Here is a 17,380-nt window from a genome sequence, read left to right as displayed (position 1 = left end):
TGACAAGGCCAGCCTAGGAGCCCAAAGGTTGCAACTTATTGCACGCGCCCGGCTGTGAAGTACGACGGCGTGTTCCCGGCTATTCGAGCTCGGCTTCGGCTTGTTCGGCGCGCACCACGAGCGCGGCTCGGCGCGGGGATCGGGAATCGAGCGCGCCAAGAGCCGCGCGGTACAGGGGTAAATCGTGGCTCGAGCCGTGCGTGAGCGCAAAGCTCGCGAGAATGTCGGAGCCGGCATCTAGCATGGCTTCACGAACCGTATTTTCGATCTCTTGCCGCAGCGCTTCAACTCCTGGAGCCCGGGATCCGGGAAGTAGCGGGCCGCGGTAGAGGTCGAGAACACGCTCGTACTCACCGCGATCGATCGCGGTGAGAAGTTCATGAACGTCCGTGTCCCAGGGGGAAAGGAGTCGATACGGTCGAGATTCAAGGCGAGTATCGCCGTCGTACGCGGTAAGGATGGCGCGCAACCGGGTGACCTCGGCGCGGATGGTGAGCGGGCTTGCGCCCGGCCCGTACACCGCTTCGGCGAGCTCTTCGGCGCTCTGCCCGCTCGCGTGGTGGCTGAGGAGGAAGGCAATGTCGCTGTGCCTGGCCGACAACGTAAGGTTGCCGTGGGCTGCGGTGAGTGTCGCGGTGTCCTGCCCGAGCACGGCGAGCCGAACTCCTGCGGACTGCGGGTGGCTGAGCCGATGCAGCAAGAGGTGCGCCTCGATCGCTTCCACGGTGGCGCCGAGGCGGCCGAGTGCATGCGGGGCGACCGCCGTGGCACCGCCGGTGATGTCGAGGAATCCCAGCATGGCGCCGGTTTGCGGATCGTGGATCGGGGCGGCGGTGCAGCTCCAGGCCTGAACTTGCGGGTTGAAGTGTTCGGCGGCGTGGATTTGGATGCCGTGGTCGAGCGCGAGGGCCGTTCCGGGTGCGCTCGTGCCGACGGCGCGCTCTGACCAGTCGGCGCCTTCCAGGAAGTTCATGTTTTCGGCGCGGGCGCGTAGCGTGCGGTCGCCCTCGAGCCAGAGGATGCGGCCCGCGGCGTCGCCCATGGCGACGAGCAATCCGGCGTCCTCGATGCCGTCGAGGAGGAGTTTTTTCACGACCGGAAGCGCGGTGGCTAGCGGGTGCGCCGAGCGATAGGCGGCCAGCGCCTGGTCGTCGAGGTCAATCGTGGCACGCGCCCGCTCCGGGGTGCCCAGGTAGGTTCGCGAGCGCAACCAGGACTGATCGACGAGCGCACGCGGTTGCCCGATGCGTTCGAGGTCGGCCAAATAGGGGCTTTGCGCCATTGCTCACCGCCGGAAGGGATTGGATGTGATCTAGGTTACCAATCCCGGCTGTGAGCGCGGCCGGAATCGTCTAGGAGGAATATGCCGAATTCTCGTGCACGTAGGCGTGGGTGAGGTCATTCGTGAGGATCGTCGCGAGGTGCTCCCCCGCGTGCAAATCGATGACGACGCTCACATCGCGCGGCCCCAGATCGACCAGTTCGCGATCCTCCCCGATGCCGCCGGCGCGGCACACCATGACGTCATTGATCGTGACGTCGATCAGGTTGGGATCGAACTCGGCGCCGGTGGTTCCTACGGCGGAGAGGACTCGGCCCCAGTTGGGGTCCTTGCCAAAGATCGCGGTCTTGAACAGGTTGGAGCGGGCCACCGCACGGCTGGCCTCTTCGGCTTGCGCTTCGGTGGCGGCGTTCAAGGTAGTGATGGCGATGGTGTGGTCGGCGCCTTCGGCGTCGGCAATAAGCTGCTCGGCGAGGTCTTGGCACAACTCGCGCAACTCCTCGGTAAACGGCTCTGGATTCGCCTCGATACCGGAAGCGCCGCTCGCCATGGCGATGACGGTGTCATTGGTGGACATGCAACCGTCCGAGTCGGCCCGATTGAAGCTCGTACGGCAGGCTTCGCGGAGGGCGCGGTCCAGTTCGGTCGGGGAGAGGGAAGCGTCGGTGGTGATGACCACGAGCATTGTTGCCAGTCCGGGCGCAAGCATCCCGGCGCCCTTGGCCATGCCGCCAATGATGTAACCGTCCGGAGACATGTACTCATTGGTTTTGGGGATCGTGTCCGTGGTCATGATCGCTTCGGCCGCGTCGCCTCCCCCGGTTTCGCTCAGCTCAAGGATTGCGTCTTGGACTCCGGGAATGAGGTGGTTCATCGGCAAGTGCACGCCGATGAGACCGGTGGAGCACACCAGCACGTCGCCCGGGGAGATCCCGAGCGCGGCGGCCGCGGCTTCGGCGGTCGTGTGCGTGTTCTGAAAGCCTTGCGCCCCCGTGCACGCGTTCGCGCCGCCGGAATTGAGCACGACGGCATCGGCGCGACCGTCGGTAATGACTTGACGGGACCACTGCACGGGGGCGGCGGCGACCTTGTTTGAGGTGAACACCGCGGCAGCGGAATATTCCGGGCCGTTGTTGACCACCACTGCGACGTCCCTATCCCCGCTTGACTTGAGCCCCGCGACGACACCGGACGCGGTAAAGCCCTGGGGCGCGGTCACTCCTACGTTCTCGCTCACGGCGCCATTCCTTCCATGTCCAAGCCCGAGGTTTCCGCCAGGCCCAGCGCAATATTCATGGACTGCACGGCTCCCCCGGCCGTCCCTTTGGTGAGATTATCGATGGCCGCAACCACAATGACCCGCCCTGCGTGCTCGTCAAAGGCGAGCTGCACGATCGCGTGATTGGAACCTTGTACTGCCTTGGTGTGCGGCCATTGACCGTCGGCCAAGAGGTGAACGTAAGGCTCGTCGTCGTACATCTTTTCCCAGGCCTCGCGCAACTGCTGCGCGTCAACTCCCGGCTTGACCCGCGCGGTCGCGGTGGTCAGGATGCCGCGGCTCATCGGCGCGAGCGTGGGCGTGAAGGAAATGGTGACGGGCTCGCCCGCGGTGCGGCTGAGGCCCTGCTCGATCTCGGGGGTGTGCCGGTGCGAGCCGCCGACCCCGTACGGGCTCATACCGCCCATGACTTCCGAGCCGAGCAAGTGCGGCTTGAGCGCTTTGCCCGCGCCGGAGGTGCCGGATGCGGCCACGATGACGACGTCCTCGGGTTCTAAAAGTCCGGCCGCGAAGCCCGGCGCGAGGGCGAGTTGCGCGCTGGTCGGGTAGCAACCGGGGACCGCGATGCGATTGGTATTCTTGAGCGCTTCGCGGGCACCGGGCAGCTCGGGGAGCCCATAAGGCCAGGTTCCGGCGTGCTCGCTCTGGTAAAACTTTTCCCACTGCGCGGGCTCTTCAAGGCGGAAATCCGCACCGGCGTCGATGATGAGGGTATCCTCGGGGAGTTGTTCGGCGAGCGCCGCGCTCGCGCCGTGCGGGAGCGCGAGGAAAACCACGTCATGTCCCGCAAGGTTCGCGGCCGTGGTGTCCTCAAGGATGCGATCGCGCAGCGAGTGCAGGTGGGGTTGAATGTCGCCAAGACGGCTGCCCGCGTTGGAGTGCGCGGTGATCGCGCCGATTTCGACGTTCGGGTGGCGGGCGAGAAGCCGCAGCAGTTCCCCGCCGGCATAGCCACTCGCGCCCGCGACGGCTACGGTAAAGGTGTGGTCCCCAGTGCTCATGCCAACCAGCATACAGCAGTTTTATGCAACCCTGCACATATTTATTCATCCCGCTCTCTTTCGACTGTGCAAGACACGCGCGCGACACGCCGCTAAGGCGTGCATTTTCTGCACAATGGATTTCGAGTGCGCACCGCATCCGCTGATTTACCGGTTTGTGACGGAATGGAATATTTATGCGCCGGTGTCGGCATGCTGGGATGCCTTGGTGGTGCGGCGCGCGTGGGCCGCGTGGTTCCCGGACGTGATGCTCGACGGCGATGCCCCCTGGCGAGCGCAAGTCGCCGATTCCTTTGGCCTGCTGGTGCGCGCGCCGTACGGCGCGACGATCCGAGTGCGGTTGAAGGTTGTCGCCGTGACACCAGGGTCCGAATTGGTGCTGGTGAGCCGCGGCGATCTGGCAGGGTATGCGATTGTGCGGTTTGATGCGGGCGAGAGCGGTGGGCAAACACGTAGCACCGTGGAAATCACCTGGCACGTGGCGGCAAACTCGTGGGCCTTACGCTGGGGAAGCGCCCTAGGCTTGCGCCCCGTATTCGCTTGGGCGCACGGCCGCGTCATGGCGCGAGCGCTCGCGGCGGTTCGCAGAGAATTGGAGGCAGGCCGATGAACAGTGGTGATCGTGTCGAGGTGAACGGCAGCGATGGCACGCGCCTCAGTGTTCGACGCTGGGGAGCGGGCCCGGCCGTGCTGTTGTTGCACGGGCTCGCTGGCTCAGGGGAGGAGATGATTCTTCTCGCCGACAAGCTCGCAGCGAAAGGACGCACCGCCCTGGTTCCAGACCTGCGCGGACACGGCCTGAGTGAGCAGGTCCCCGTGGATGTCAGCGTGGACGCACTCGTCGAGGACGTGTGGCGCGTTGCAGATCGCTTAGTGCCCGGTGTGCGCGTGTCGCTCGTCGGGCAGTCTCTGGGCGGATTGATTGCGATGGTTGCCGCGGCTATCGCGCCCTCGCGTGTCGGCACATTGGCGCTCATGGAAACCGTGCCCGCGGGCCAGCCCGATTCCGATTTTGCGCACGAAATTCAATCCTATTTCGCGTCATGGCCGCTTCCGTTTGCCAGTCGCGCCGAAGCATCCGAGTTCCTTGGCGATTCCGCCATCGCCCGGTCCTGGGTCGAGGGGCTGGCGAAGCACTCCGATGGATATCGTCCGCGCTTCGACGCCCTCACGATGGGGCGCCTCGCGCGCGAAATCGTGCCGACCCGCTGGGAAGAATGGTCCAGGGTGCACGCTCCCACGCTGGCGATCTTCGGCGAACGCGGCATGTTTACGCCCTCGCAGATTCAGCGGCTCGCCGACACACGCCCGGAAACCACGTGCATGTCGGTGCGCGACGCCGGGCATGACGTGCACCTCGATCAACCCGAGGCTCTGTTCCACCTGCTCGACGCCTTCCTCCCGCGCCAAGAGGGGGAGGGTTCGCCTGCTTAAGCACGACGGCGGGAGGTTGCCTCATGAAGGCAACCTCCCGCCGTCGTTGATCACCAGGGCGCACCCGAAACCAGCCGTGCCCTTTTTTGAATCGGAGGGGTTGCGCTTGTTCGAATATGTGTTCTAATTTAATGCATGCGATGGGACACTATCGAAACGCAGGATGCACAGGAGGGCAGCCAGGCCGCGCTGTTTCCGGCCTCGGACGCCCTCCTAGCACCGCCCACGCCGGATTTTCATGGCATCACTTTTCACGAAGTCGCCGCGAAATCCGTGCTGAATCGCGTGCCGACGAGCTCGAAGGTGCCGTTCCCGTGGACGATCAATCCCTATCGCGGGTGCTCGCATGCGTGCGTCTACTGCTTTGCCCGCAACACTCACACCTATTTGGATTTTGATGCCGGCAACGACTTCAATACTCAAGTTGTGGTGAAGGTCAATACCGTCGAGGTCCTGCAGCGCGAACTCGCGAAACCGTCCTGGGGCCGTGAGGTGGTAGCGATGGGCACCAACACTGATCCATATCAGCGCGCCGAGGGACGGTACAAGATCATGCCGGGCGTGATTCGCGCGCTGGCGGATTCGGGGACACCGTTCTCGATCCTGACCAAGGGGACACTGCTTGCGCGGGATCTGCCGTTGATTAAGGAAGCAGCGTCGCGCGTGAATGTCAGTATCGGAATGTCGTTGGCGCTCACCGACGGAGAACTGCAGAGCACGTTGGAACCGGGAACGCCCTCCCCCAAGGCGCGGCTCGCGCTCCTGGAGCGGCTCAGCGAAGCGGGAGTCACATGCAATGTCATGGCGATGCCGATTTTGCCGTGGCTGACCGATAGCGAAGAAGCGCTCACCGATTTGTTGACCAGGCTCAAGAACGCCGGTGCCAACAGCGTCACCGTGGGCACCTTGCATCTGCGGCCCGGCGCGCGGGAATGGTTTTTCGAGTGGCTCGGGCGCGAACGCGCGGACCTCGTTCCGCACTACCGGAAGCTATATGGCAAAAGCAGTTACGCGCCCAAGGACTATCGGACCTGGCTTTCGCATCGCGTGCGCACCATCAAGCGGCGCATTGGTTTTGCAGGTTCTCCCTCCCCCACAGGCGCGAATCCGAGCGGGTGGCGGATGCTCGATGGCATGCCCGCCCCAAGTGCTCCCGCCGCGGCGGACGAACGCGAGTCGGCAGCGGCGGCGACCGTGCCGTTGTTTTAGTTCCGTTTCGGGTTCTACTTATTGAGCCCCTGCACCGTACGGACCAACTTGTACACTTCAATGCATGGAAAGCCCGGCGCCCGAACCATCCAAGGACCTTCGCGCTGCCATGCGCGACTCCATCTACGACCAACTCCTCACAATGGTGCTGTCGGGAAAATACCCGCCAGGAAGCCGCCTGAGCGTCGACACCCTTGCTCGCGACCTCAAGGTATCCCCTACCCCGGTCCGTGAAGCGTTGCTTCAATTGCAATCCACCGGCTTGGTGGAACACGTCGCGCTCAAAGGATTCCGGGTCACCCACCCCATTGACCGCGACGAGATTGATGAACTCTTCGCGGCGCGCGCGATTATCGAGACAAACGCCGCGGGACTTGCATTTGACCACCGAGACGAACTCATTCCCAAACTGCGGGCCCAACACGCCAACCACATGAGCGTCGCAGCGGAACTGCTGTCCCACGCCACCGACCAGGCCGTCACCGAAAACCCCGACTTCATCCGATACTTCGATGCCGATTGGGGCTTCCACCGGGTAATTGTCGAAGCGACCGGCAATAGATTCCTCACCGACATGGCCTCGAAAACCAGCACTCACGCCGTACGGCTACGGCAAAGCGTTTCCCATGGCGTTGACGACGTCAATCAAGCCATTGCCGAGCACTCTCGGATCCTGAGCGAATTCACCAGCGGGGATCGCGATTCGACGGTCAAGGCCATGCAAGAACACATCGAAGCGGTTCACAAACGCTCCGTCGCCGACGCCTCGTAAGGCAGGCCACTTCTCCGCCACAACGGCAGCTCGCACATTTTCCTATAGGAAATTTTAGAAAATCCCTTGGCCTCCGCCCGTCATGCGCGTATAGTCGACATAATCCAATAGGATTCTGCGCAGAACGCAGTTAGCTTTCGCCGCCAACGTAGTCGAGGGAGATTCTCATGCGGTTCAAATCAGTCGGAGCAATCGTCGCTTCCGCCGCGCTCGTCGCCACCTTGAGCGCATGCTCACAAAATTCTGGGGGTGGGTCCGCAGGGGGCTACAAACCCAGCGGAAACATCACCATGCTCGTCCCGTTCGGTGCCGGTGGCGGTAGCGATATTTCGGGTCGTGCTATTGCCGACGGCCTAGAATCTGTCACCGGCTTGCGTTTCACCACCACCAATGTGGAGGGCGGCTCTGGCGCCGTTGGTTACGCACAGTTCCAAGCCCAAAAGGGAAACGACACGTACCTTTTGCCAGCGGAAACCGCCATGCTTGCCTTGCCGATTTCGCAACCAGATGTGACGTTCACCTACGAGGACTTCACCCCCATCATGAAATTGGGAGATGACGCGAGCGTCATGGTAGTCAAACAAGATTCGCCGTATAACTCCTGCAAGGAAGTGGTAGACGCTTCAAAGAACAAACGCGTCGTGGCCGGGGTTTCCGGCGCTATCAGCAACGACGCCGTGCTCGCCAGCCTCCTGGAAAAGAACGCCGGAGCCAAGCTCGACCGGGTTCCCTTTGAATCCGGAGGTGAGGTTGTGGCAGCGCTTTTGGGCGGCAAGGTTGACGTGATTTTCAACAGCCCGAGCGAAGTCATGGGCCAGATCGAAGCCAAGCAGGTGAAACCGCTTTGCGTGTTCTCCGAGGAACGATTCACCTATGACGCGCTCAAAGACGTTCCCACCGCACCGGAACAAGGCATCGATGTCACCTACGCTCAGTTCCGTTCGTTCATTGCTCCAGGCGGAATCAGCGAGGAATCCAAGCAGTACTGGATCGATGCCGCCAAAAAGTTTGCCGAGTCGGACGCGTACAAGTCCTACATCGAAGACAACATGATGCAACCCGACGCGGCCTACGGCGACGACTTTTCCGCCTACCTGAAGACGACAAACGATGAACTCAAGAAGGCGCTCGCCAAGTGACGCCTTCTGCTCTGCGCCGAGGGCGGCTGGTCTTTGATCTTGTCGCCCTCGCCATCGGCGCCGCCGCCATCATTTCCGGGTTCGGATACCGAGTTGTCCTCGACAACGGGCAGATCGGCCCTGGGTTCATGCCGCTCTTAGCGGGGGTTCTCATCGTGGTCTTCGCCCTCATCGATGGCGTCCGAGAGTACACCGGCAACCCCCTTGACTCCCCCATCGACAACCAGATCGACGCGGAGCTTGAACAGGTTGCCGCCGAACGCGCGGAAGCCATGGACGCGAGCGGAAACGCAGATGACGGATCCTCAAGAGACGAGGGGGACATAAGCGCTGGCGCAACCGGAGCTGCACGGAAGTTCGTTCTGGTTGTCGCGGTGATGTTCGTGGCTCTCCTGCTCACACCCGTGCTTGGCATGATCCCGGCGTTCTTTCTCATGCTGCTGGCAATCACCCTCGGGGTGGAACGCCTCAAGATTCTCACCGCAGCGCTCGTGAGCATTCTCGCGACCGCGGCGATCTACGGCATATTCGTGATGCTCCTTGGCATCCGCCTTCCCATCGGCATCTTCGGAATTTAGGTCCCACATGTTAGACAATTTGATCCTGGGTTTCCAGACGGCGCTCACGCCGGAAAACCTGCTGTGGTGTCTGATCGGCGTGGTCCTCGGCACCGTCATTGGACTCATGCCGGGCCTTGGCTCGACCACCGGCGTCGCCATCTTGATCCCGCTGACCCTCACCATGGAGCCGGTCACCGCGCTCATCATGCTGGCGGGCATCTATTACGGGGCGCAATACGGAAGCTCTATCACCTCCATTTTGATTGCCACGCCCGGCGACTCGTCAAGTGTGGTCACGGTCATCGACGGCTACCAGTTAGCGCGAAAGGGCAAGGCCGGGGTTGCACTCGCGGTATCCGCCATATCTTCCTTTGGCGCAGCCATCATTTCGCTCATCGGCTTGATGTTGCTGGCACCGCTTTTCGCACAGTTTGCGCTTAATTTCGGTCCCGTGGAAAACCTCGCCGTCATGACCCTGGGCCTGCTCACCGTGGCAAGCTTTGCCGGGGCCCAGCTTTCTAAGGCGCTTGTCATGACGGGAATTGGGCTCCTTGTCTCCACCGTGGGTGTGGCCGCGGTATTTTCGGACGCGCGCTACACCTTCGGTTCGATGAACCTGCTCTCCGGAATCCCGTTCATCGAAGTTATGATCGGCCTCTTCGCCATTAGCGAGGTGCTTTACCAGTTGCGCCGCGGCAACCCGAAACCTATCCGCACCCGTTTCCGCGACATGATCATTTCCCGCTCCGATATGAAGCGCATCCCCGGTCCTACCGCGCGCGGCGGACTCGTCGGTTTCATTCTGGGCGCGCTCCCCGGTGCCGGCGCCACGCTCGCCACGTTTATGGCCTACGGCTTTGAAAAGCGTGTGAGCAAAAACCGCGACCAAATGGGCAAGGGCGCGATCGAAGGCGTCGCCTCGCCCGAGGCTGCCAACAACTCTGCCGCTAACGCGTCGCTGGTGCCCACTCTGGCACTCGGTATCCCCGGTGGCGGCACCACCGCCGTCCTCCTTGGCGCATTTACGATTTATGGCTTGCAACCGGGACCGCTTCTCTTTGATAAGCAACCGGCTCTCGTCTGGGGTCTTTTGGTTTCTTTCTTCATTGGAAACCTGATTCTGCTAGTGCTCAACTTGCCGCTCGCTCCGGTTTTCGCAATGTTGCTGCGGATTCGATACACCATCTTGTATCCGATCATCCTGCTGACCAGCCTGGTCGGCGCGTTCGCAGTGTCCGGCACCATGTTCGGAGTGTGGGTCGCCCTGATAGCCGGAGTTATTGGCTATGTTTTCAAAGTCCTGGATCTTCCGGTGGCACCGCTCGTGCTTGGACTGGTCCTTGGTCCGCTCTTCGAGAAGGCGCTGGTACAGACCTCAGCGCTCGGCGACGGCAACTTCGGTGTCATCTTCTCCAGTCCCATTGCCCTCATCATTTTCGCCATCGCTGCGCTCTTCTTGATTGCGCCGGTGATTTTCAACCGTCGGGCAAAGCGCAAGGCAACCAGAGTTCAGCAACCCCAACAACCATCAGCCGTAAACACGTCCACCGGCAGTGACAACGGCAGCAACAACAGTGAAGGCGACAGACCATGAGCCACTCCCCCGAAACCTGGCCCATCGCCGCAGCGCTCTTGCAATTTCCGGGAACCGCACCCGATGGCACCCCGACTCAGGAGGCAAGCGCACAGACGTGGCGTCATACCTTTCGCCAAGTCGCCGCGGTCGGCTTCACGAACGTAGACCTGACTGATTCGTGGGTCCGGCCGGGCGATCTCACCGGCAACCGCCTGCAAGAACTCAAGGACGCCGCAACCGCGGAGCGTCTCGAAGTCCCGGTCCTTTCGATCGTTCGCAAGAGTGTGATTGACCCGAAGTCCGGCAAAGACAACCTCGCCTACGTGCACCGCAGTATCGACACGGCCGGCACGCTCGGGTTTACCACCTTATCGCTCGGGCTCCACCAGCAACTCACCGCTGAGCAACACAAGCGGCTCTGGTTCTGGACTGCTCCAGGCAATGGGGATCCCGAAGATGACAAGGAAACGTGGGACCTTGCGGTCACCCGTTTCCGCGAGATCGGTGAGCACGCCGCCGAGGAGGGCCTGCAGGTCTCGTTAGAAATGTACGAGGACACCTACCTCGGCACGGCCGCCAGCGCGGTACGCCTCATCGAAGACATTGGCCTTGACAACGTTGGCCTCAACCCTGACATCGGCAACCTGGTGCGCCTGCACCGCAGCATCGAAGACTGGCGCGCCATTCTCGACGCCACCCTCCCCTACACCAACTATTGGCAGGTTAAGAATTACTTCCGCGACGAGAACCCGGACACGGGCACCATCACCTCTATGCCTGCACCGCTCGAACTCGGGTTCATCAATTACCGCGACGCCCTGAACCGCGCACTGGAACTCGGCTTCAACGGCGTCTTGTGTTGCGAACACTATGGCGGCGACGGGCTTGGCGTGAGTGCTCTAAACCAGCGCTACTTGCGCGAACTCCTCGCCCAGTCCCCGGCTATGGCCAAGGAGGAGCGCCCGTGACCTGGCTCAAAGATGACCCGGAAACCTTTATGGATGAGTTTCTCACCGGCTTCGCGGCGGCTCATCGCGGCAGCGTTGCCCCCGTTCCCGGTTCCGGAGTACGACGGCGATACTTGCCTCAATCACCGCAGGTCGCCGTGATCACCGGTGGCGGAAGCGGCCATTACCCCGCTTTCGCGGGCGTGGTGGGTGACGGTCTTGCCCACGCGGCCGTGTGCGGCAACATTTTTGCTTCGCCGTCCGCGGCACAGGTTGAATCGGTGGTGAAGGCAAGCTCAATGGGCCGAGGAGTGCTTCTGAGTTTCGGCAATTACGCCGGGGACGTGCTGCATTTTGGTCTCGCCGAGCGCCAACTCCGCGCTCAAGGGTTCGACGTACGCACCGTTCTTGTCACCGATGACGTCGCTAGCGCGCCGATCGAGCAACGTGAGCTGCGGCGCGGAATCGCCGGTGACCTCGTCGTGTTCAAAATCGCCGGCGCCGCGTCCGCACGCGGGGACTCGCTCGATGAGGTGGAACGTCTGGCGCGGCGTGCAAACGCCAGAACCGTCAGCATGGGTGTCGCTTTTCACGGCTGCACACTTCCGGGCGCAACCGAGCCGCTGTTCGAAGTACCTCCCGGGATGATGAGCGTTGGCATGGGTATTCACGGCGAGCCGGGAATCAGCGAAGCTCCGTTACCTGGCGCCAGTGAACTTGCAGAAACTCTCGTGGACGCCCTGATTGCCGAGAAGCCTCACGACTCGGGCAATAGGGTGGCTGTGCTCGTCAATGGGCTAGGGAGCGTGCCTTATGAGGAAATCTTTGCAGTCTACGGACACGTCGCGAAACTCCTAGAGAAAATGGGGCTGGACATTGTTGGCGGCCAGAGCGGTGAGCTCGTCACAAGTCTGGATATGGCGGGAATGTCGCTGACGATCACCTGGCTTGATGAGGAGTTGGAACCACTGTGGCTCGCACCGGCTGACGCCCCCGCGTTCGTGCGCATGGCGAGTACACGGGGTTCAGGCCCCGAGGCACTGCAAGCCCAAGAGACCCCACTAACAGAGACTGAAAATGGCACCGCCTTTTCCTACCCGAATTCGCATTCCGAACTCGCCAAAGAAACTACCGAAATCCTGAATTCCGCCAGAGTTCTGGCCGAAGAACGCTACCGCGATTGGGGTCAGCTCGATTCTTTTGCTGGCGACGGCGATCACGGCATTGGGATGCGTCGCGGAATTCAGGCGGCGTCGAGCAATCAGGACCCGCAATCCATCGGCGCGGCCGAGATTCTGGCTCACGCTGGCCGGGCCTTTGCCGATGCGGCCGGCGGCACGTCTGGCGCCATTTGGGGCATCATCCTCGGCTCCCTTGCCGACACGCTGGGAAACACCGAAAAGCCAGGGCCGCTCACCATTCGGGACGCGGTCCAGCGCGCCTATGACGATGTGCGGGAACTTGGCGGTGCGCGGCCCGGCGACAAGACGATCGTCGATGCCCTGCATGCGCTCAATGAGGCACTTCGCGAGGGCGTGGATGCTGAGGATCCGGCGTCGGTGCAGGCGTGGCTTGCCAATGCCGTCCAGGTCACCGCCCAGGCCGCACAGGATACGGCCAACCTCCTCCCGCAACGCGGACGCGCCCGTCCGCTGGCCGAGAAAAGCAAGGGACACCCGGACCCGGGTGCAACATCATTCGCGGAAATCACGGGCATAGTTTTGCCCGCATTGGTGCGGCCCGCGCAACAAGCCGGGCACACGCCGTCGTAATTCATCAAATGGAAAGGTGAGAGAACATGGAACCCTGGAAGATAGTTATTGGCGCGGATGATGCCGCGTATGAATATAAGGAGCGAATTCTTGCCGACCTGCGTGCGGACGAGCGTGTGGGCGAGGTGATTGACCTGGGCGTCGGCGCGGATGAGCACACAGCTTATCCGCACATAGGACACGATGCGGCAACGATGGTCGCGAACGGGGAAGCGGATAGGGCGTTGCTTTTGTGCGGAACCGGGATGGGAATGGCCATTGCCGCCAATAAGGTGCCGGGCGTGCGGGCGAGTACGGCGCATGATTCGTTCTCGGTCCAACGACTTGTACTGAGCAATGACGCACAGGTGTTGTGCCTGGGCCAACGCGTGATTGGCGTGGAATTGGCGCGCACGCTGGTGGACGAATGGCTCAACTATCGATTTGACCCTAGTTCGCCATCTGCCGAGAAGGTTGCCGCGATCAGCAGCTATGAGGAGAGCGCATGAACACGAATACGACCCCGCGGCCGCGCATTGCGGTGACGCTCGGAGACCCGGCCGGAATTGGGCCCGAACTCGCAGCGAAGGTACTCGCCGATCCAGCCACGGCGGCGCAGGCGGATATCTATGTGTTGGCGGATCGGAGCGAGGTCGACGCCGCTGCCGCTGCTGCCGGAGTGAGTATTGCCACGGCGAGTGAGCCCGACTCTTCGCACGTAGCGGTGCTGGATGATGCGAGCGCACCGGCAACGCCGATCCAGTTGCGGGAGGTCTCGCAAGCGGCCGGTGAACGGGTGATGCACCAGTTGCGGCGGGCCATGGAGTTGGCAAATGCGGGAGCGATCGACGCGGTGCTGTTTGCACCGTTGAACAAGACGAGCCTGAAGCTTGGCGGCATGGCGTCCGAGGACGAATTGCGCTGGTTCGCCGAGGAACTGAATTACTCGGGAACGACCAGCGAACTCAATATTTTGCCAGGACTAGTGACCGCGCGGGTGACTTCGCACATTCCACTCAGCGAGGTTGCTGCTCGCATTAGCCCGGAGTCGGTGTTGGCGGCGATTCGGCTATTGAACTCGTTTTTGCGCGACTCGGGAGTAGCGGCGCCGCGTTTGGCGGTCTGTGCGCTGAACCCGCATGCCGGTGAGAACGGGAACTTTGGGCGTGAGGAGATCGATCAGATTGCACCGGGGATTGAGTTGGCTGTCGCCGAAGGTATCGATGCGTCCGGTCCCTTTCCCTCAGACACGGTGTTTCTTGCAGCCAAGCGCGGCGACTTTGACGGTGTGGTCACGATGTATCACGACCAAGGTCAGATCGCGATGAAACTCATTGGATTTGACGCGGGCGTCACCATCCAGGGCGGCCTGCCGGTAGTGATTGCGACGCCCGCGCACGGTACCGCTTTCGACATTGTCGGCAAGGGTATTGCCGACACCGGGGCGATCCAACACGCCTTCGCTCTGGCGGTTGCGGTGGGCGCGCGGCGGCGGGCTTCCGTCGAGTCTGTCGCGGATTCGGCAGATGAACGGTAGTGCCACCGTCATAGGGGTGAGCACCAAGGCGTATTTGAGCGCCCCGATTTACCGCGAGTGGTTGAAGTGCGTCGTCTCGGCCGTGCATGATTCTGTTTTTGCTGGCACGGTTTTTGTTGCTCCCGGCCATCCTTTCTTGGTGGAAACCGTAGCCGCATGCGCCCCGGCTGGTATCGCCGTGTGCGCTCAAGACGTCAGCCGCTTCCCCACCGGTGGCTATACCGGGGAAGTCAGCGCCGCGCTACTTGCCGAGCTTGGCGTGTCCATGGTGGAGTTGGGTCACGCCGAACGGCGCCAACTCTTCGGCGAGACCGACGCTGTGGTGGCGGAAAAGGTGGCGCGCACCCTTGAGTCAGGGCTTGTCCCGTTGCTGTGCATCGGGGAGGAGTCCCACATGTCGGCGCGCGCCGCAGCGGCCGAGTGCGTGCGACAGGTGCGGGCGGCAGGGTTGGGCCCCGACACTGTTCAACCGTCTCCGTTGACGCCGTTACCTAGCCTGGTGCTGGCGTACGAGCCCGTCTGGGCCATCGGCGCACAAGAACCCGCACCGGATGAGCACGTGCGTGAGGTCGTGGACGGGATTCGTGCCGAACTCGGCGAGGTCACGGTCATCTATGCCGGAAGCGCGGGCCCGGGCCTGTTTTCGCGGGTCTGCCCGCCGGCGAACGGCCTCTTCTTGGGGCGCTTTGCGCACCGGGTGCGTGATTTTGAAACGGTGTTGCGGGAGGCCGCTGTATAGGGACCTTGTGGGTCTGAAGTGGCGCGAATTGAGACCCATAACAGTTATGGGTCTCGGGCTCTTGCTCTTTAGACCCCGTGCCCGCGCTTGATGAGCTTTGCCAAGGCGTCGGACACCGTGCGAATGAACTCCTCCGGATGGTGTACCACTAGAGCGTAGGTCACCCTCAGAACCGGAATCCCTTCCACCATGGCGACATTGTTTCGGCGGCGGTCCTCGTCATACCCAGCCTTCGTGTCGTGACTCTCGCGACCGTCGAATTCAATGCCGAGGATGCCGTCCACCATGGCGTCAACCCTGCCCAGGCCACGGACACCCACCTGGATCTGCACGTGAAACCCGGCCTCCTCCAGCAAGTACCTTCCCACCGTCTCCAATATGGATTCACTAAAGGGGTTGATACGCTCCACCAGAGCACGCTCTCGGACACGCCCGGACTTTGCCACCGCCGTTCGCAGTTCGGTCAGACTAATCTTTCCTTGAACCACGGCAGACTCTGCGATGACCAGGGCCCGAAGCTCCGGTAGACATCGGATTGCGCTCACCACAATGTCTAAGACCCGGTTGGCAAAGCGACGCTTGTGCGAGACAACCTTCACAACAGGCTCACCCATGTGGATTATCGTCTCCGGGAGGGAAGCAGTCCGCCGATAGCTCGCGTGCAGGGCCGACGGGCCCTTCAATACCCACAAGCCGATGGCCCGCGCGGCGGTTTCGCACGTGGAGTCGTAGCCTTGCGAGCGCAGCTGCGCCCAGTGCGGCACAGCTCGAGGGGTGCAATAGACTCCACGAAATGGCCGGAGCAATACTTTCTGGTCCACCATGGCGCTCAGCACACTTCGTGACACGCCCGCTTCAAGTAGCTCGGTGGTACGTGCGACGCCCCAATGAGCAAACAGAGTGGATTTCACAATTTCGTCCATCAGCTCAGAATGCGCGTTTTATCGAGGTGACGCGAGGACGAAAGCGCTGCCTGTGGATAACTCTGGGGTCTAGGGTAGGGCGGGCTTAGACCCATAACAGTTATGGGTCTACATGCTGGCCGGAACAGACCCCTCACTCGCGATGGGACGCACCCCGCGCTAACCCCCGACACAAAGTGCGCGAGGCGTCCCCCGCGGCTACCATGAGAATCGGAGATCACACGCCGCACTCGAAGAAGGTCGCATCTGCATGCCACAAGCCATTGTCGCCGATGAACCCGGCGGACCGGACGTCCTGAAAATTCAGGAAGTGCCCGCCCCGAACCCCGGCCCACATCAGCTACTGGTCAAGATTGCGGCCACCGGCGTCAACTTCATTGAGATCTATCAACGCTCCGGTGTCTACCCGGTTCCCTTCCCGTTCACGCCAGGAGCCGAAATGGCCGGCACCGTCGAAGCGATCGGCGCCGAGGTCACAGACTTCGCGCCCGGCGACCGGATCGCCACCGCGGGCGGCACCAAGACCTACGCGGACTACGCCCTCGTCGACGCCGACAAGGCGATTACGGTCCCCGAGAGCTTGGATCTGGAAACCGCCGCCGCGCTCCCCCTTCAGGGCATGACTGCCCACTATTTGTGCAACTCAACCTACCCCGCGACGCCGGGCGAAACAGCGCTGGTCCACGCGGGGGCAGGCGGAGTGGGTCTGCTCTTGACGCAAATGCTCAAGACCAAGGGCGTCACCGTGTTCACCACCGTCTCCACCGAAGAAAAGGCACAGCTGAGCCGCGAAGCCGGCGCCGATGACGTCTTCGACTACCAAGACTTCGCCGAGAAAACCCGCGCCGCCACCGACGGCCGCGGCGTCAACGTCGTCTATGACGGCGTCGGCAAAACCACGTTTCAAGGCAGCCTGGACTCGCTCTCCCGCCGCGGCATGCTGGTTGTGTACGGGGGCGCTTCCGGTCAGGTAGAGCCCTTCAACATCCAGGAGCTCAACTCCCACGGTTCGCTCTTCCTGACCAGGCCCACCCTGGTGGACTACATTGCGACCCCGGAAGAACTCCGTTGGCGCGCCACCGACGTCTTCACCGCCGCAGCAAACGGCACCCTGAAGGTCAGAATCGGCGAAAAATATCCGCTCAAGGACGCGGGCCAAGCCCAAGCGGACCTCGCATCTCGCAAAACCACCGGCAAACTCATCCTGCTCCCCGGCGAACCGCAAGGCTAG

At 62.2% G+C, this 17,380-nt stretch carries 17 protein-coding genes and 1 pseudogene; 13 read left to right on the top strand and 5 right to left on the bottom strand.

What is annotated here, in order from left to right; genetic code table 11:
• Positions 1-79: 79 nt before the first annotated feature.
• The 3 genes from O148_RS15790 to argC all read right to left on the bottom strand — a co-directional run bounded on the left by O148_RS15790 (position 80) and on the right by argC (position 3,562).
• The gene (locus O148_RS15790; RefSeq protein ID WP_051620036.1) at positions 80-1,282 is read right to left on the bottom strand and encodes a sigma-54-dependent transcriptional regulator family protein; all 1,203 of its coding nucleotides are present in this window, start codon (positions 1,280-1,282) and stop codon (positions 80-82) included.
• Between the two features lie 70 nt (positions 1,283-1,352).
• Positions 1,353-2,519, bottom strand: coding sequence for a bifunctional glutamate N-acetyltransferase/amino-acid acetyltransferase ArgJ (gene argJ, locus O148_RS0108740; RefSeq protein WP_026530605.1), 1,167 nt, complete (start codon positions 2,517-2,519; stop codon positions 1,353-1,355).
• Positions 2,516-3,562: an N-acetyl-gamma-glutamyl-phosphate reductase gene (gene argC / locus O148_RS0108735; RefSeq protein WP_035745617.1), complete on the bottom strand. Its 1,047-nt coding sequence runs from the start codon at positions 3,560-3,562 to the stop codon at positions 2,516-2,518. The genes argJ and argC overlap by 4 nt, the downstream gene beginning before the upstream one ends.
• 115 nt (positions 3,563-3,677) lie before the next feature.
• Here argC and O148_RS17090 point away from each other — a divergent pair, with 115 nt between their 5' ends.
• From O148_RS17090 to O148_RS15760, 12 genes are all read left to right on the top strand, one after another.
• On the top strand, positions 3,678-4,172 hold the full coding sequence (locus O148_RS17090) for an SRPBCC family protein (protein ID WP_051620035.1): 495 nt from the start codon (positions 3,678-3,680) through the stop codon (positions 4,170-4,172).
• Entirely contained in the window at positions 4,169-4,996 is an 828-nt protein-coding gene (locus O148_RS0108725; RefSeq protein ID WP_035745556.1) for an alpha/beta fold hydrolase, read from the top strand. The genes O148_RS17090 and O148_RS0108725 overlap by 4 nt, the downstream gene beginning before the upstream one ends.
• 135 nt (positions 4,997-5,131) lie before the next feature.
• On the top strand, positions 5,132-6,205 hold the full coding sequence (locus O148_RS15780) for an Rv2578c family radical SAM protein (RefSeq protein WP_051620034.1): 1,074 nt from the start codon (positions 5,132-5,134) through the stop codon (positions 6,203-6,205).
• Between the two features lie 64 nt (positions 6,206-6,269).
• Positions 6,270-6,977 carry a GntR family transcriptional regulator gene (locus O148_RS0108715; RefSeq protein ID WP_051620033.1) on the top strand — a complete coding sequence of 236 codons (708 nt, stop codon included), beginning with the start codon at positions 6,270-6,272 and terminating at the stop codon, positions 6,975-6,977.
• 167 nt (positions 6,978-7,144) lie between these two features.
• Positions 7,145-8,116, top strand: coding sequence for a tripartite tricarboxylate transporter substrate binding protein (locus O148_RS0108710; protein WP_026530601.1), 972 nt, complete (start codon positions 7,145-7,147; stop codon positions 8,114-8,116).
• Positions 8,113-8,694 carry a tripartite tricarboxylate transporter TctB family protein gene (locus O148_RS0108705; RefSeq protein ID WP_026530600.1) on the top strand — a complete coding sequence of 194 codons (582 nt, stop codon included), beginning with the start codon at positions 8,113-8,115 and terminating at the stop codon, positions 8,692-8,694. Before O148_RS0108710 ends, O148_RS0108705 begins: the two co-directional genes overlap by 4 nt.
• Before the next feature lie 7 nt (positions 8,695-8,701).
• The gene (locus tag O148_RS15775; RefSeq protein ID WP_075204333.1) at positions 8,702-10,270 is read left to right on the top strand and encodes a tripartite tricarboxylate transporter permease; all 1,569 of its coding nucleotides are present in this window, start codon (positions 8,702-8,704) and stop codon (positions 10,268-10,270) included.
• A complete protein-coding gene (locus O148_RS15770; RefSeq protein WP_051620032.1) occupies positions 10,267-11,220 on the top strand; it encodes a sugar phosphate isomerase/epimerase family protein in 954 nt (317 codons plus the stop codon). The genes O148_RS15775 and O148_RS15770 overlap by 4 nt, the downstream gene beginning before the upstream one ends.
• Positions 11,217-12,971 carry a dihydroxyacetone kinase family protein gene (locus tag O148_RS15765; protein WP_051620031.1) on the top strand — a complete coding sequence of 585 codons (1,755 nt, stop codon included), beginning with the start codon at positions 11,217-11,219 and terminating at the stop codon, positions 12,969-12,971. The genes O148_RS15770 and O148_RS15765 overlap by 4 nt, the downstream gene beginning before the upstream one ends.
• A gap of 26 nt (positions 12,972-12,997) precedes the next feature.
• Complete coding sequence (locus O148_RS0108685; protein ID WP_026530599.1) at positions 12,998-13,459, top strand: ribose-5-phosphate isomerase; 462 nt, start codon at positions 12,998-13,000, stop codon at positions 13,457-13,459.
• Positions 13,456-14,487: a 4-hydroxythreonine-4-phosphate dehydrogenase PdxA gene (locus O148_RS0108680; protein WP_026530598.1), complete on the top strand. Its 1,032-nt coding sequence runs from the start codon at positions 13,456-13,458 to the stop codon at positions 14,485-14,487. The genes O148_RS0108685 and O148_RS0108680 overlap by 4 nt, the downstream gene beginning before the upstream one ends.
• A 16-nt stretch (positions 14,488-14,503) precedes the next feature.
• The gene (locus tag O148_RS15760; protein ID WP_169737522.1) at positions 14,504-15,226 is read left to right on the top strand and encodes a triose-phosphate isomerase family protein; all 723 of its coding nucleotides are present in this window, start codon (positions 14,504-14,506) and stop codon (positions 15,224-15,226) included.
• 68 nt (positions 15,227-15,294) lie between these two features.
• On the opposite strand, the gene O148_RS18120 is transcribed toward O148_RS15760, so the two are convergent.
• Both O148_RS18120 and O148_RS18250 read right to left on the bottom strand, forming a co-directional pair.
• Positions 15,295-15,840: a hypothetical protein gene (locus O148_RS18120; RefSeq protein WP_240470834.1), complete on the bottom strand. Its 546-nt coding sequence runs from the start codon at positions 15,838-15,840 to the stop codon at positions 15,295-15,297.
• Between the two features lie 171 nt (positions 15,841-16,011).
• Positions 16,012-16,149, bottom strand: a pseudogene (locus O148_RS18250) (type IV toxin-antitoxin system AbiEi family antitoxin domain-containing protein); the annotation flags it as partial.
• Between the two features lie 250 nt (positions 16,150-16,399).
• Here O148_RS18250 and O148_RS0108665 point away from each other — a divergent pair.
• Positions 16,400-17,380: a quinone oxidoreductase family protein gene (locus O148_RS0108665; protein WP_026530596.1), complete on the top strand. Its 981-nt coding sequence runs from the start codon at positions 16,400-16,402 to the stop codon at positions 17,378-17,380.

The sequence above is a fragment of the Haematomicrobium sanguinis DSM 21259 genome (assembly GCF_000688395.1).
Lineage (GTDB): Bacteria > Actinomycetota > Actinomycetes > Actinomycetales > Micrococcaceae > Haematomicrobium > Haematomicrobium sanguinis.
Note: the sequence above shows the minus strand (reverse complement) of the source record. Positions and strands in the feature narration are given on the sequence as shown.